Origin of the sequence: Micrococcus sp. UYEF5, assembly GCF_040546065.1 — a bacterium.
In the GTDB taxonomy this organism is placed as follows: domain Bacteria; phylum Actinomycetota; class Actinomycetes; order Actinomycetales; family Micrococcaceae; genus Micrococcus; species Micrococcus luteus.
In genome coordinates this window covers 1-14,038 of the sequence record NZ_JBEPNB010000006.1, presented here as the reverse complement: position 1 = coordinate 14,038, position 14,038 = coordinate 1, and the positions used below count along the sequence as shown (strand labels likewise).

Genomic DNA, 14,038 nt, shown 5'->3' with positions numbered 1-14,038 from the left:
GCGTCCCCCACTCTCCCACGACGAGGCGGATTAGCGCACGTCAGCGTGACGTTTTCCGCGGCCTCGGGGTCAGCGGAACCGGGCCCCCCGGTGGTCCTCGGGCAGCAGCGGTCCCGCGCCGGCCACGTTCTCGCGCAGGGTCCGCCCCGCCTCGGGCTCACGCAGCACGCCGCGCCGCCGCAGCTCGGGGCTCACGAGCCGGGCGAACCGCTCGAGGTCCGTCGGGCGCACGGCCGCGGAGATGTTGAAGCCGTCCACGCCGGTCTCGCGGTGCCAGCGCTCGAGCTCGTCCGCCACGGTGGCCGGGGACCCCACGATCACCGGCCCTCGCCCGCCCACGCTCACGAACTCCGCCACCTCGCGCACCGTCCAGCGGCGGTCCGGCGACTGGGTGGTGAACGCGGCCAGCGCCGTCCGGGAGGCCTCGCTCTCCACGTGCTCCAGCTCGGCGTCCGGGTCCAGGCCGGACAGGTCCACCCCCGTCCAGCCGCCGAACAGCGCGAGCGCGGACTCGACGTCCACGTGCTGGTGGTACGCGGCCAGCCGCGCCTGCGCCTCCTCGTCCGTGTCCGCGACGACGACGGTCACCATCGCCAGCACGCGGATCGCGTCCTCGGGGCGGCCGGTCTCCCGCAGGCCCTCGCGGGTCTGCTCGACGAACCGCCGCACGTGCGCCGTCGTCGGGCCGATGTAGAAGACCGCCTCCGCATGCTCGAGCGCGAACCGTCGCCCCCGCGAGGACGCGCCGGCCTGGAACAGGAACGGGGTGCCCTGCGGCCCGGGGTGCGCGAGCGCGACGCCGGGCAGGCGCACGTGCGGGCCCTCCACGCCGATCGGGTGCACCTTCGCCGGGTCCGCGAACACCCCGGACTCGCGGTCCGCCACGACGGCGGTCCGCTCCACGGACCCCTCGAACTGGCGGTACATGGCGTCGAGGTAGGCGTCGGCCCGGTCGTAGCGCTCGTCGTGGCCGGGCTGCCGGTCCAGGCCGAGGTTGCGTGCGGCCGAGTCCTGGTAGCCGGTCACCACGTTCCATGCGATGCGCCCGTCCGTGAAGTGGTCCAGCGAGGTCAGCGTGCGCGCCAGCAGGTAGGGCTGCTCGTAGGTGACGGACGCGGTGACGCCGAAGCCCACCCGCTCGGTGACGGCGGCCATCGCCGAGACCACCGTGAACGGGTCCAGCAGCGGCCACTGCACGCCGCCGCGCACCGTGGCGTCCACGCCGCCGCCGTGCACGTCGTAGAGCCCGAGGATGTCCGCGAGGAACACGGCGGTGAACCCGCCCTCCTCCACGGTGCGGGCCAGGTCCGTCCAGAAGGACAGCCGGTCGAACTCGTGGGCGCGGGACTCGGGGTGCCGCCACAGCCCGGGCGACTGGTGCACGGGCGTCACCATGTCGAACGCGCTGAGGATGAACGGGGTGGGGGCGGGGGTCGCGGTCATCGGGTCTCCAGGGTCACGGGGGCATGGTCGGCCGGCACGACGGCGGCCGGCCCGTCCGCCTGTGCGGCCAGGATGGCGGCGTCGTCGGCCACGAGGTCCGTCTCGGGGCGGGCCACGGGGTCGCGGGCGAAGCGCGTGGCGATCAGCGAGAGCGTGGCCAGCAGCGTCAGGTACGCGGCGATCAGCCACGGCGTGTGGCCGCCGACCTCGTACAGCAGCGCCGCGATGAACGGGGCGAACCCGCCGCCCACCACCGTGCCGAGCTGATAGCCCAGGTTCACGCCCGAGTACCGCACGCGCACCGGGAACTGCTCGGCGAACCACGCGGCCTGCGGACCGTAGACGCTGTCGTGGGCCACGTTGATCACCAGCACGACGACGAGCGGCAGCACCGCCAGCGCGCCCGCGTCCACGACGGCGAACAGCACCCAGCCCGCCACCGCCGTGAGCGCGTACCCGGCCCGGGACACCCGGGCACGGCCCACGCGATCCGAGACCGCGCCCCAGAAGGGGGTGCTCAGCAGCCCGATGGCCGAGGCGACCATGATGGCGGAGACGAGGACGCCGTCGTCGGCGCCGCGGAGCACGAGGTAGCTCACCAGGTACGCGGTGACGAGGTAGTAGAGGCCGTTCTGACCCAGACGGAGGCCGGCGGTGACGAGCACGGGGCGGGCGTGATGGCGCAGCAGCTCGACGACGGGCGCGCGGCTGACGGTCCCCGCCTCCCGGTGCACGCGGAACTCCACCGAGTCCTCGACGCCGAGGCGGATGGCCAGGCCGACCACCACGAGCAGGCCCGAGGCGAGGAACGGCAGGCGCCAGCCGAACGCGGCGAACTGCTCGTCGGTGGTGACGAGCTTGACCAGGGAGAACGCGCCGGTGGCCAGGAGCATGCCGGCCGAGGAGCCGACCTGCGTGAACGAGCCGAACAGGCCGCGCCGGCCCGCGGGGGCGTGCTCCACGGACATCAGGGCGGCCCCGCCCCACTCCATGCCGGCCGAGACACCCTGCAGGCAGCGCAGCAGCACGAGCCCGGCCACCGCCCACCAGCCCGCCTGGGCGAACGTGGGCAGGACGCCGATGAGCATCGAGGCGCCGCCCATCAGCAGCAGCGAGATGACCAGCAGGGCCTTGCGGCCCACACGGTCCCCGAAGTGGCCGGCCACGATCCCGCCCAGCGGGCGCAGCACGACGCCGACGGCGAGCGTGGCGAACGAGGCGAGGGTCGCCCCGAACGCGGTCTGACCGGGGAAGAACTGCACGTTGAACACGAGCGCGGCGGCCAGGCCGTAGAGGTAGAAGTCGTACCACTCGATGGTGGTGCCGATGAACGATCCGAGCGCGGCCCGGCGACGGTGGGTGCGCAGGGAGCTCATCGGGCGGCCTCCCCGGGGGCGTCGGCACCGACGGGCGCGGAGGCGGCCGGGGCGTCACCGATCGCGTTGAGGCCCTCGGGCACGGTGCCGTTGATCCAGTAGTCGCCGATCGCCCGGGCCCGGAACGCGATGGGGTTGTGCGTGGCCACGGTCTGCGCGTTGCGCCAGTGCCGGTCCAGGCCCTTGGCGGTGCTCGTGGCGGAGGCCCCGCCGGTGAGGAACAGCTCCTGGGCGGCGCCCAGGGCCAGCTCCGGGACGGTCACCTGGGCGTGCTCCACCGCCAGCTCGGCCCACGTGAAGGAGGCGGGCACCTCCTCGGGGGCGCCGGAGCCGGTGCGGCCGGCGTCGTGATCCGCGAGCGCCGCGTCCAGGGCGTCCGCCGCCGAGAGCACCGCGGCCTCGGCCGTGAACGCCTTGGCCGCGATCCGTCCGACGGCCTCCTGGATCAGCGGGTCCTCCCGGAACGGCAGGCCCAGACCCGTGTTGAAGGTGCGCACGCGGGCGGCCACGGCGTCGGCGGCGTCCCGGCGGGCCGCCCGGGCGATCCCGGCGAGGACCGCGAGCAGGATGAGCTGGAACCACGCCGCCTCGTAGACGGCCTCGGCACTGCCGGGCACACGGTCGAGCACGTCCTGCGGCGGCACGGCGACGCCGTCGAACACCGCGGTGCCCGTGCCGGTCAGGCGCTGGCCGAAGCCGTCCCAGTCGTCGTCCAGCCGCACGCCCGGGGCCTCCACCGGCACGACGGCGAAGCGCCGGCCCGGAGCCGGGCGCCCGTCCGCGTCGGTCTGGGCGGCCGAGACGCGCGTGTGCGAGGAGAAGATCGAGCCGGTCGCGTAGAACTTGGTGCCGGTCAGGGTCCACGGTCCGTCGCCCACGGGCGCCGGGGTGAGGACCGTGTTGAGCGTGCCCAGCGCGTTGCCGCCCTTCTCGGTGGACGCGTTGCCGACCGTGGCGCCGGCCAGGATCCGGGCATGCCAGCGCTCGCGGACGGCGGCGGGCTGGAAGCGGAGGGAGTCGAGGAAGCCCAGGTGCGAGCGGTAGAGGTGCGCGACGTTCGCGTCCGCCTCCGCCAGATCGATCAGCAGGGCGACGGCGGTCCGCACGTCCACACCGGGCCCGCCGGCCTCCGCGGGGACCCGCAGCGTGGCGAAGCCGGCCTCGTTGAGGGCGCGGACCTCCTCGAACGGGAGGATCCGGCGGCGGTCGCGCTCGCGGGAGCCGTCGGCGATCCGTGCGAACACCGGGGCGAAGTGCCGGCGCAGGCCGGCCAGGTCGCGGGGCAGGTCGGCGGGGCGCACGAACGGGGGGACGGTGCCGAGCGGGGTGGGCACGGCGGCGGGCGGCGCGGACGCGTCCGTCGGGTCGGTGAGCGGCATGTCGATCTCCTCGGTCCGGAGGCGGGCACCCCGCCGGGCGCGGTGCCGCGGGTCGTGGGGGTCGCTGGGTCGTGTGGAGGCCCACGCTAGGAGCGGCGCCGGGGCCGTGTGCCGGCCGCGGTCACATTCGGCGGGCCGGGCGCGGGGAGGGCGCCGGCTGGGGCCGGGGTGGCGCGGCGCGCCCCTAGGCTGAGCCCGTGCGTCTCGTCCTGCTCGTCCTGCTCTCGCTGCTGAGCCAGCAGCTCGGCGCGTCCGTGGCGGGCCTGCTGTTCGACGACGTCGGCGCATCCGCGATGGTCGCCCTGCGCGTGGTGTTCTCCGCGGCCGTGCTGCTGCTCGTCACCCGGCCGAGCCGCGCCGCCCTCGCCGGCCTGGGCCCCCGGGGGTGGGCCGCCGTCGTCGGGCTGGGGGCGGCCATGACCGGCATGAACCTGACCATCTACGAGGCCTTCGCGCGGATCCCGCAGGGCGTGGCCGTGACGTTCGAGGTGCTCGGGCCGCTGGCGCTGTCCGTGGCGGCGCGGCCGTCGTGGCGGTCGGCGGCGTGGGCCGCCCTCGCGCTCGTCGGGATCGGGGTGCTCGGCCGGGAGGGGTTCAGCGCGGACGGCGGGATCGGCGGGGCGGGGCTGGACCCGGTGGGGGTGGCGCTCGCGCTGGCCGCGGCGGCGTGCTGGGCGGGGTACATCCTGCTCTCGCGGCGCGCGGGGCTCCACCTGCCGGGGGTGCAGGGGCTGGCCCTGGCGACGGCCGCCGGGTCCCTCGTCGCGCTGCCGGTCGGCGTCACGACGGCGGGGGCGGCCCTGCTCTCCCCCGTGGTGCTGGGCGTCGGACTGGCCGTGGCGCTGCTGTCCACGGCGGTGCCGTACGGGATCGACCTGCAGGTGCTGCGCCGCATGCCGACCGCGCTGTTCTCCCTGCTGACGTGCCTCTCGCCGATCGCAGCGGCGCTGACCGCGTGGGCCGTGCGCGGGCAGGAGCTCACCCCGCTGGACCTGGCGGGGATGCTGCTGGTGATCGCGGCGTGCGCGGCCGCCGTCTGGACGAGCCGGTCACCGGGTGTGGCGGGCGGGGGCCGAGGCTAGCCTGGGTCGATGCCCCACCCGTCCCGTCCCACTCCCGACGACGTCCCCGCCGCCGAGTGCGCCGCCCTGCGCCGTGGCCGGCTGCGTCCGGGGCTGCCGTTCCTGCTCGCGGCCGCACTGTGCCTGGCGCTGCTGGGGTGGGCCCTCGTCGCCCTGCCGGGCCTGCCGGAGCGGGTGCCCACGCACTGGGGCGTCGACGGGCGGCCGGATGCGTGGGAGGACGCCTCGTTCGGCACGGTGGCGACGGGGCCGCTGATCGGCCTCGGCGTGACGGGGTTCCTGGCCCTGGTCTCCGCGATGGTCACCGTCCTCGTCCCCACGGATCCGGGGCTGTCCCCGTGGCGGCGCGTGCGCCAGGCGGGGGTGCACCGCGGGGTCCAGGAGTGCCTCGGGTGGTCGTGCGTGCTCATCGTGCTGGTGCTGGTCCCGACGACGGTCGAGGTGCTCGCCGCCGGGGCGTGGGCAATGCCGTGGTGGGTCCTGCCCCTCACGCTGACCGTGCTCATGGTGGGCATCTTCCCGACGATGCGGGCCGGCATTCAGCGGTGGACGCGCTGGTCGGACCGCGTCGCGGCGGAGCTCGGGTACCGGCCCACGGCCGCGGAACGCGCCGAGGACGAGGTGTGGACGCCCCTGGGGCTCAAGCGCGACCCCGAGGACCCGGCCGTCTTCCCCGCCAAACGCCCCGGCTACGGCGTGGGTGTGACGGTCAACCTCGCCACCCCGGCGGGCCGGTGGCTGGTGCGCGGATTCGTGGCCGTGTTCATCGTCGGCTTGCCGCTGGCGCTCTGGCTCAGCGCGTTCGCCGCGCGGTGAGGCGGACCGTGCCCGACGACGTCGCCGTCCGCCTGCTCCTGATCGCCGACACCCACATCCCGCGGCGTGCCCGTGCCCTGCCCGCGCAGGTGCGGGCCGAGGTGGCGCGGGCCGACGTCGTGCTCCACGCCGGCGACTGGGTGACCGAGGACGTGCTCGACGACCTCGACGCACGGGCCGCCCGGCTGGTGGGCGTGTGGGGCAACAACGACGGGCCGGGGCTGCGGGCGCGGCTGCCCGAGGTGGCGCGCGTGGAGATCGGCGGGGTGCGGATCGCGATGGTCCACGAGACGGGCCCGGCGGCCGGCCGCGAGCGCCGCATGGCCGCGGCGTTCCCGGACGCGGACGTGCTGGTCTTCGGGCACAGCCATATCCCGTGGGACACCGTGGCCGGGCCGGAGACCGCGAACCCGGGGCTGCGGCTGCTCAACCCCGGCTCCTGCACGGACCGGCGGCGGCAGCCGGTGTGCACGCTGATGCGCGCGGTGGTGCGGGACGGGCGGCTCGAGGACGTGGAGCTGGTGTCCGTGGACCGCACGCCGTGACCGACGGGCCGGCCGCTCCCCCCTGCAACGCTGGTTGAGTTATCACGGGTCCAGGCGGCTTGCACCCGTGATAACTCAACCCGCGTCGCGCCGGTGCCACCATGACCGGCGGGTCGGCCGCTCCTGCACAGCCACCACGACGACGGCGGCCCTCCCCAGGGCGCGTCGGTCCGGTCCGTCGCAGGGCCCGGGGGCGGCAGGCTCACCCCATGACCGCGCGCACGCCCCTGCCGTCCACCCTCGCCGCGGGCGCCTTCACGACGGCCGAGCTGCACGCCGCCGGCCTGCCGTGGCGCCGCACCCTCGCGGCAGACCTCGCCCGGATCTGCCGCGGCGTGCACACCGCGGGCATCCCCGACCCGTGCGCCCCGGACGGCGCGGCCGCGCTGGTCCGCCTCACGGGCGGGGTGGTCTCCCACGTCTCTGCCGCCCTCTGGCACGGACTGCCGCTGCCGCCCCGCCTCACGCGGCCAGCCGGACTGCACCTGACCTTCGACCGGTCCGCGCGCACGCACCGGACCGACCTGGGCGGCGTCGTCAGCCACCGGGTGCGACTGCCCTCCGACCACGTGCTCGAGCTTCCCGACGGCCAGCGCGTCACGACGGCGGCGCGCACCTGGTTCGACCTCGCCGGGATGCTCCGCCCCCACGAGGTGGACTGGCTCATCGCGGCCGGCGACCACCTGGTGTGTCCGCCGTGGACGCCGACGGGCCGGGCGCACCCCGTGGCCACCGTGCCCGGGCTGTCGGAGGTGCTCGCCCGCTGCCGTGGCCGGCCGGGTGTCCGTCTCGCACGTGCCGCGCTGGCCGAGGTGCGCGTCGGGGCCGACTCCCCGCCCGAGACCTTCCTCCGGCTCGCGCTGATCCGGGCCGGGCTGCCGGAGCCGGAGCTGCAGGTCGCTGTCGACCCGGCCGACCCGGCCTCGCCCGTCGTGGACCTCGGGTACCGGGCGGCGCGCCTGGCCCTCCAGTACGACGGCGCCGGCCACCGCACGGCTCAGCAGCAGGCGAGGGACGCCCGTCGGGACGCGTACTGCCTCGAGCGGGAATGGACGACCCTGCGCTGCACCTGGGAGGACCAGCGCGCTGGGTTCGGGCGGATCGTGGGGCTGGTCCGGCGTCGGCTCGCCCGCACGCGCTGATCCGCCCCCGCGGCCAACACGGGTTGAGTTGTCACGGGTCCCGTCCAACGCGGGTTGAGTTGTCACGGGTCCAGGCCCGCGTAACCGGTGATAACTCAACCCGCGTTGCACGGCACCGGCCTGCGCCGCGTGACGCTCTGCGACGTGCCCACCCTGCCCCCGGCGCGCCTCGCCCGGGACAATGGGGCGGACTGTCCCGAAGCCTCCATCGAAAGGACCCCCGTGGCTGACCACGAGTTCGGCTTCCGCACCCAGGCGCTGCACGCGGGCGCCGTCCCGGACGCCGTCCACGGCTCCCGCGCGGTGCCGATCCACCAGACCAGCTCCTTCGTGTTCGAGTCCGCCGAGGACGCCGCGAACCTCTTCGCGCTGCAGAAGTACGGCAACATCTACTCGCGGATCGGCAACCCCACGGTCGCCGCCTTCGAGGAGCGCGTCGCCACGCTGGAGGGTGGCATCGGCGCCGTCGCGACGGCGTCCGGCATGGCCGCCGAGTTCGTCACCTTCGCGGCCCTCGCCGGGGCCGGCGACCACATCGTGGCGTCCTCCAAGCTGTACGGCGGCACGATCACCCAGCTGGACGTCTCCCTGCGCCGGTTCGGCGTCGAGACCACGTTCGTGGACTCCACCGAGGCCGCGGACTTCGAGGCCGCCATCCAGCCCAACACCAAGGCCGTCTACACGGAGATCGTCGCCAACCCCTCCGGTGACGTCGTGGACCTGCCGGGCCTGGCCGACGTCGCCCACCGGCACGGCGTGCCGCTCGTCGTGGACGCGACCCTCACCCCGCCCTACCTGATCCGGCCGATCGAGCACGGCGCGGACATCGTCATCCATTCGGCCACGAAGTTCCTCGGCGGGCAGGGCACCACGCTCGGCGGCGTCGTGGTGGAGTCCGGCCGCTTCCCATGGGACAACGGCAAGTTCCCGTCGATGACCGAGCCCGTGCCCTCGTACGGCGGCGTCTCCTGGTGGGGCAACTTCGGCGAGTACGGCTTCCTCACCAAGCTCCGCTCGGAGCAGCTGCGCGACTTCGGCCCGTCGCTGGCCCCCCAGTCGGCGTTCCAGCTGCTGCTCGGCGTCGAGACGCTGGCCCCGCGCATGGACGCCCACCTGGCGAATGCGCAGGCCGTGGCGCAGTGGCTGGACGAGGACCCGCGTGTCTCCTGGGTCCGCTACGCCGGCCTGCCCGACCACCCGCACCACGCCCGCGCGCAGCAGCTGCTGCCCCGGGGCGTCGGCTCGGTGTTCAGCTTCGGCGTGGCCCCGGCGGCCACGGACACCGACGACGGCGCCTCCGGTCCGGAGGCCGGGCGTGCGACGGCGTCGCGCTTCATCTCCGCGCTGCAGCTGGCCTCCCACCTGGCCAACATCGGCGACGCGAAGACGCTGGTGCTGCACCCCGCCACGACGACCCATCAGCAGCTCACCGCCGAGCAGCTCGTGGCCGCGGGCATCCCGGCGGACCTCATCCGCATCTCGGTGGGCATCGAGGACCTCGAGGACATCCTCTGGGACCTGGACCAGGCCCTGACCGAGGCCACCGGCCGCACCCGCGACGGCGCCGTCGTTCCCGCAGAGCAGGAGGCCTGAGCCATGAGCACCGCCCACCCCGAGCGCACCTGGACCGGCCCCGGCGCCCCCGAGCGCCTGGCGATCCTGCGGCGCACCCGGTCGATCGCGATCGTCGGCGCCTCGGACAAGCCGGCCCGTGCGTCGTACTTCGTGGCCACGTACCTGCTGAGCTCGACCACGTACGACGTCTACTTCGTCAATCCCGTGCTCGCCGCGGCCGGCAAGGAGATCCTCGGCCACCGCGTGTACGCCTCGCTGGACGACCTGCCCGTCACCCCGGACCTCGTGGAGGTGTTCCGCAAGTCCTCCGACGCCCCCGAGGTGGTGGCGGACGCCGCCCGCGTGGGCGCCCGGACCGTGTGGCTGCAGCTGGGCATCTGGAACGAGGACGCCGCGCGTCAGGCCGAGGCCGCGGGCCTGGAGGTCGTGATGGACCGCTGTGTGAAGATCGAGCACGCCCGCTTCCACGGCGGGCTCAACCTCGCCGGCTTCGTCACCGGCGTGATCAGCTCGCGGCGCCAGGAACTGGACCGCTAGGCGGACGACGCCCCGTGTCGGGCGTCGTCCGGCCCTCGTTGCGCACCCGCCCGTCGATGGCGTGGGATGGGCCCATGACCTCCGAGCTCCCCTCCTCGTCCCTCTCCCCCGCCTGGACCGGCCGCACCGACGGCGACACCCCCGAGCACCTGCGCTGGCACCAGGTCGTCCGCCCCGCCGACGGCCGCGGCGAGCCCACGACGACGCAGCGCCACCCCGGTGCCGGCGCTCCGACGTCGGGCGCGCGGTCCACGGCGCTCGTCGGCTTCGCCTCGGACGAGGGCGTGCGCCGGAACCACGGCCGCGTGGGCGCCGAGGACGGCCCGGAGGCGCTGCGCGGTGCGCTCGCCTCGCTCGCGTACCTCGAGGGCACGGGCGCGCTCGTGGACGCGGGCGACGTGTCCGTGGACCGCGGCGACGACGACGCCCCGGGCGAGCTCGAGGCGGGCCAGGCCGAGCTGGGCACGGTGGTCAGCGGGCTGCTGAACGCCCACGACCTGGCCGTGGTGCTCGGCGGCGGACACGAGACCGCCTACGCCTCGATCACGGGCCTGACCGGCTCCACGCGCGTGGGCGCGGGCACGCGCGTGGGCATCCTCAACCTGGACGCGCACTTCGACCTGCGCGAGGCGCCGCGGCCCAGCTCCGGCACCCCGTTCCTGCAGGCGCTGCGGGACGCCGAGGGGGCGGAGCATCAGCTCTCCTACGCGGTGGTGGGCATCAGCGAGGCCAACAACACCCGGGCCCTGTTCGACACCGCGCGCGAACGCGGGGTCACGTGGGTGACCGACGAGCAGGCCCAGACCGCCGACGTCACCGGCGTCCGCCGCTGGGTGCGCTCGTTCATCAACGCGGTGGACGTGCTCTACCTGACGATCGACCTGGATGTGCTGCCGGCCGCCGTCGCCCCGGGGGTGAGCGCACCGGCCGGCTTCGGCGTGCCGTACGAGGTGATCCACGCGTGCGCGCTGGAGGCCACCCAGTCCGGGAAGCTGGCCCTGGCCGACGTCGTGGAGCTCAACCCCGCCCTGGACGTGGACGGCCGCACGGCGAAGGCCGCGGCCCGGCTGATCCACACGATCGTCAGCCGTCACCGGACGGACGCGTCGCTGCTGGCCTGAGCGGGCCGGGGGTCCCTTCCGGCGCGGGGGGCCGCGGGCGTCAGCGTCCCTCCGCCCACGGGGCCGGGGGCTCGGCGCTGCCGTGGGCCGCGCGTCGGGCGGCGTAGTCCAGTGCCGAGCGTGCCAGGAAGTCGTGCAGGGCCAGCACCCCGGCCCGGGCTCCTGCCGAGTCCCTCCGGGTCACCGCCTCCAGCGCCGGGACGTAGAACGCCCGGCCGCGTTCGACCTCGTCGGGCAGGCCCTTCGTGGTGGCGAGCCAGAACCGGCGGCACAGCCCCTGGAGCGGGACCAGGGAATCGGCGAGATAGCGGTTGTTCGCGATCGTGCGCAGGAGTTCGTGCGAGCGCCCGACGGCGGCGACGTACGCCGGCAGGTCCTCCACCGTGCGCAGGTGCCGCACGTGGGCTGCGACGGCGGCCAGCTGCTCCTCGTCCGCCCGTGCGCAGGCCAGTCCCACGGCCAGCGCCTCGAGCGACCGCCGCACCTCCAGCCTCTCCAGCTGGTCGTCCACGGAGATCGGGGGCACCTGCAGGCCACGTCCCCCACCGGCCAGGAGCCAGTGGTCTCGGATGAGGCGTTGCACGGCCTCGCGCAGGGGCGTGCGCCCCGTCTCGGCGGCGTCGATGAGGGCCGCCTCGCTGAGGATGGCGCCCGGTGGCAGCTCCCCGGTCTCGATCTTCTGCGTCAGGCGGGCGTAGGCCTCCTCCGACTTGTTCATGGGCCCAGCCTAGGCAGTCATCTTCCCGCACCCCCTTGATATATCCGGAATATGCGGCGTAGCGTGGCCCACATCCTGTTACCGGCATCACATGGAGGACCCGTGAAGTACCGCCCGCAGCACGAGGCCAACCCCCTGCCCTTCTCCCCCTTCAAGAGCTCCACCGTGCCGCGGCCCATCGGCTGGCTGTCCTCCGTGAGCACGGACGGCCGGGAGAACATCGCCCCCTACAGCCAGTGGCAGAACCTCACCTTCGACCCGCCCATGGTGATGTTCTCCGCGAACCAGTACCCGGACGGACGCCGCAAGGACACCGTCCTCAACGCGGAGCAGACCGGCTGGTTCGTGTGGAACATGGCCACCTACGACCTGCGCGAGGCCGTCAACGTCTCCGCCATGGCCCTGGAGCCGGGCGAGAGCGAGTGGGACAGCATCGCGGAGCACGGCGTCACCAAGGTCTACGCGGACAACCACCCCATCCCGATGGTCGCCGAGTCCCCCGTGCGCTTCGAGTGCCGCTACCACTCGACGCACCGCATCAAGGGCGACTCGAACGTCGGCACCATCGACGTGGTCTTCGCCCACGTGGACACCATCCACATCGACGACGACGTCATCACCTCCGACGGCCGCCTCGACATCCCGCGCATCCAGCCGATCGCCCGCCTGGGCTACTTCGACTACACCGTGGTGCGGGAGACCTTCGAGATGCGGGTGCCCGGCGCCGACGGCGATGCCCAGGCCGGCCTCGAGGGGCGGTCATGAGCACCGCGGCCACCGGTGCGGCCCGGCCCGCTCCCGTGCCCGGGGCCCGCCCCCGGAGCCTGAAGGACATGCTGGCCGTGAACTTCGGCAACGCGCTGGAGTGGTACGACTGGAACGTCTACACGATCTTCGCCCCGGTCTTCGCGGCGCAGATCTTCCACGCGGACAACCCCACCTCCGAGCTGCTCGCCACCCTGGCCGTCTTCGCGGTGGGCTTCGTCGCCCGCCCCATCGGCGGCTACGTGTTCGGCGCCTACGCGGACCGGGTGGGCCGCAAGCGCAGCCTCTTCGCGGCGATGATGATCACCGCGCTCGGCAGCCTGATCATCGCCTTCACCCCCACCTACGGCACGGTGGGCGTCCTCGCCTCGGTGATCCTCGTCATCGCCCGTCTGCTGCAGGGCCTGGCGCACGGCGGCGAGATGGGCACCTCCGTGACCTACCTCGTGGAGCGGGCGCCGCAGGGCCGGCGCGGGCTGTTCGGGGCGACGTCGTGGGTGTCCGTGGTGGTGGGCACGATCCTGGCGACACTCGTGGGCCTGGCCGTCAACACGCTGCTCTCCCACGAGCAGGTGGCGTCCTGGGGCTGGCGCGTGGCGTTCGGCATCGGCGGCGTCCTCGGCCTCTACGCGCTGTACCTGCGACGGAGCCTGACGGAGTCGGAGCACTTCACGGCGGCGCAGCAGGTGGTGCCCACCGCCGACGACGCCCCCCGCCGGGAGCCGGGTGCGGTGTGGCGCGGCCTGCTGACGATCTTCCTGGTCTCCGCGGGCGGCTCCCTGATGTTCTACACGTGGCTGATCTACCTGCCCACGCACGCGCAGGTGGCCCATCAGATGGACAAGTCCACCACCCTCTCGGCCTCGCTCGTGGCCCAGGTGATCTTCCTGGTCGCCATCCTCGGGGCGGGCCTGCTGGGCGACCGGGTCGGCCGCCGTCCGCTGGTCATCGCCTTCGGCCTGCTCTTCGTGGTGCTGCCGTTCCCGCTGTTCGGCATGCTGGACGGCACCTTCGCCTCGTTCCTGCTCGTGCAGACCATCGCCCTGCTGGCGGTGGCGCTGCTGTTCGGCGTCAACGGCGCCGTCTGGTCCGAGGCGCTGCCCACGGCGGTGCGCGCCAAGGGCGTGGCCACCATGCTCTCACTGGCCACCGCGATCTTCGGCGGCACGGCGCCGTACCTGATCACGTGGCTGACGGCGCAGGGGTGGACCAGCGCGTTCCCGATCTACCTCATGGTGGTCGGCGGCCTCACCGGCCTGACCGGCCTGTTCATGAAGGAGACGAAGGACGTGGACCTGGCGGCCTGAGCCGGGGCCAACCGACCCGACCCGCAGGCCGCCCCCTCCACACACAGAGTGGTGGGGGGGGGCGCGGGGGGGGGGGGCCCCCCCGGGGGGGGGGGGCCCCCGGGGGGGGGGGGGGGCCGGGGGGGGGGGGGGGCCCCCCGGGGGGGGGGGCGGGGGGGGGGGGGGGGGGGGCCCCGCCCGGGGGAACAGCGTCGAGCACACCGCGCGGGCGTCGCCGCCCGGGCGGGAGAGC

13 protein-coding genes are annotated in these 14,038 nt (G+C 74.7%); 9 read left to right on the top strand and 4 right to left on the bottom strand.

Features of this window, described 5'->3' with window-relative positions:
• Window positions 1–69: 69 nt before the first annotated feature.
• The 3 genes from ABIB16_RS07235 to ABIB16_RS07225 are packed head-to-tail and all read right to left on the bottom strand — an operon-like array spanning window position 70 to window position 4,198.
• Complete coding sequence (locus ABIB16_RS07235) at window positions 70–1,443, bottom strand: LLM class flavin-dependent oxidoreductase (protein ID WP_354436163.1); 1,374 nt, start codon at window positions 1,441–1,443, stop codon at window positions 70–72.
• Window positions 1,440–2,819 carry an MFS transporter gene (locus ABIB16_RS07230; protein WP_354436162.1) on the bottom strand — a complete coding sequence of 460 codons (1,380 nt, stop codon included), beginning with the start codon at window positions 2,817–2,819 and terminating at the stop codon, window positions 1,440–1,442. The genes ABIB16_RS07235 and ABIB16_RS07230 overlap by 4 nt, the downstream gene beginning before the upstream one ends.
• A complete protein-coding gene (locus ABIB16_RS07225; RefSeq protein WP_084776571.1) occupies window positions 2,816–4,198 on the bottom strand; it encodes an acyl-CoA dehydrogenase family protein in 1,383 nt (460 codons plus the stop codon). The genes ABIB16_RS07230 and ABIB16_RS07225 overlap by 4 nt, the downstream gene beginning before the upstream one ends.
• 197 nt (window positions 4,199–4,395) lie before the next feature.
• Here ABIB16_RS07225 and ABIB16_RS07220 point away from each other — a divergent pair, with 197 nt between their 5' ends.
• From ABIB16_RS07220 to hutG, 7 genes are all read left to right on the top strand, one after another.
• Window positions 4,396–5,280 carry an EamA family transporter gene (locus ABIB16_RS07220; RefSeq protein ID WP_354436161.1) on the top strand — a complete coding sequence of 295 codons (885 nt, stop codon included), beginning with the start codon at window positions 4,396–4,398 and terminating at the stop codon, window positions 5,278–5,280.
• 9 nt (window positions 5,281–5,289) lie between these two features.
• Window positions 5,290–6,096, top strand: coding sequence for a DUF1648 domain-containing protein (locus ABIB16_RS07215; RefSeq protein WP_354403253.1), 807 nt, complete (start codon window positions 5,290–5,292; stop codon window positions 6,094–6,096).
• Between the two features lie 8 nt (window positions 6,097–6,104).
• Window positions 6,105–6,641: a metallophosphoesterase family protein gene (locus ABIB16_RS07210; protein WP_354403252.1), complete on the top strand. Its 537-nt coding sequence runs from the start codon at window positions 6,105–6,107 to the stop codon at window positions 6,639–6,641.
• 209 nt (window positions 6,642–6,850) lie between these two features.
• Window positions 6,851–7,783, top strand: coding sequence for a hypothetical protein (locus ABIB16_RS07205; protein WP_354436160.1), 933 nt, complete (start codon window positions 6,851–6,853; stop codon window positions 7,781–7,783).
• A gap of 222 nt (window positions 7,784–8,005) precedes the next feature.
• Entirely contained in the window at window positions 8,006–9,376 is a 1,371-nt protein-coding gene (locus tag ABIB16_RS07200; RefSeq protein WP_354436159.1) for an O-acetylhomoserine aminocarboxypropyltransferase/cysteine synthase family protein, read from the top strand.
• A 3-nt stretch (window positions 9,377–9,379) separates the two neighbouring features.
• Window positions 9,380–9,895 (top strand): CoA-binding protein, encoded by a 516-nt coding sequence (locus tag ABIB16_RS07195; protein WP_282963270.1) that lies wholly within the window; start codon window positions 9,380–9,382, stop codon window positions 9,893–9,895.
• Window positions 9,896–9,969: 74 nt separating this feature from the next.
• Complete coding sequence (hutG, locus tag ABIB16_RS07190) at window positions 9,970–11,016, top strand: formimidoylglutamase (RefSeq protein ID WP_134416799.1); 1,047 nt, start codon at window positions 9,970–9,972, stop codon at window positions 11,014–11,016.
• Window positions 11,017–11,056: 40 nt separating this feature from the next.
• On the opposite strand, the gene ABIB16_RS07185 is transcribed toward hutG, so the two are convergent.
• Complete coding sequence (locus tag ABIB16_RS07185) at window positions 11,057–11,734, bottom strand: GntR family transcriptional regulator (RefSeq protein WP_041104439.1); 678 nt, start codon at window positions 11,732–11,734, stop codon at window positions 11,057–11,059.
• A 102-nt stretch (window positions 11,735–11,836) separates the two neighbouring features.
• Between ABIB16_RS07185 and ABIB16_RS07180 the strand changes: the two genes are divergently transcribed.
• Together ABIB16_RS07180 and ABIB16_RS07175 are read left to right on the top strand one after the other, a co-directional pair.
• Window positions 11,837–12,499: a flavin reductase family protein gene (locus tag ABIB16_RS07180; RefSeq protein ID WP_282963269.1), complete on the top strand. Its 663-nt coding sequence runs from the start codon at window positions 11,837–11,839 to the stop codon at window positions 12,497–12,499.
• Window positions 12,496–13,806 carry an MFS transporter gene (locus tag ABIB16_RS07175; protein WP_041104434.1) on the top strand — a complete coding sequence of 437 codons (1,311 nt, stop codon included), beginning with the start codon at window positions 12,496–12,498 and terminating at the stop codon, window positions 13,804–13,806. The genes ABIB16_RS07180 and ABIB16_RS07175 overlap by 4 nt, the downstream gene beginning before the upstream one ends.
• The last annotated feature ends 232 nt before the right edge of the window (window positions 13,807–14,038 follow it).

Bases quoted from the DNA above. Each gene is read 5' to 3' on its own strand.
- hutG (WP_134416799.1), top strand. From the start codon at position 9,970: ATGACCTCCGAGCTCCCCTCCTCGTCCCTCTCCCCCGCCTGGACCGGC.
- ABIB16_RS07185 (WP_041104439.1), bottom strand. From the start codon at position 11,734: ATGAACAAGTCGGAGGAGGCCTACGCCCGCCTGACGCAGAAGATCGAG.
- ABIB16_RS07175 (WP_041104434.1), top strand. From the start codon at position 12,496: ATGAGCACCGCGGCCACCGGTGCGGCCCGGCCCGCTCCCGTGCCCGGG.
- ABIB16_RS07215 (WP_354403253.1), top strand. From the start codon at position 5,290: ATGCCCCACCCGTCCCGTCCCACTCCCGACGACGTCCCCGCCGCCGAG.
- ABIB16_RS07235 (WP_354436163.1), bottom strand. From the start codon at position 1,443: ATGACCGCGACCCCCGCCCCCACCCCGTTCATCCTCAGCGCGTTCGAC.
- ABIB16_RS07195 (WP_282963270.1), top strand. From the start codon at position 9,380: ATGAGCACCGCCCACCCCGAGCGCACCTGGACCGGCCCCGGCGCCCCC.
- ABIB16_RS07230 (WP_354436162.1), bottom strand. From the start codon at position 2,819: ATGAGCTCCCTGCGCACCCACCGTCGCCGGGCCGCGCTCGGATCGTTC.
- ABIB16_RS07205 (WP_354436160.1), top strand. From the start codon at position 6,851: ATGACCGCGCGCACGCCCCTGCCGTCCACCCTCGCCGCGGGCGCCTTC.
- ABIB16_RS07225 (WP_084776571.1), bottom strand. From the start codon at position 4,198: ATGCCGCTCACCGACCCGACGGACGCGTCCGCGCCGCCCGCCGCCGTG.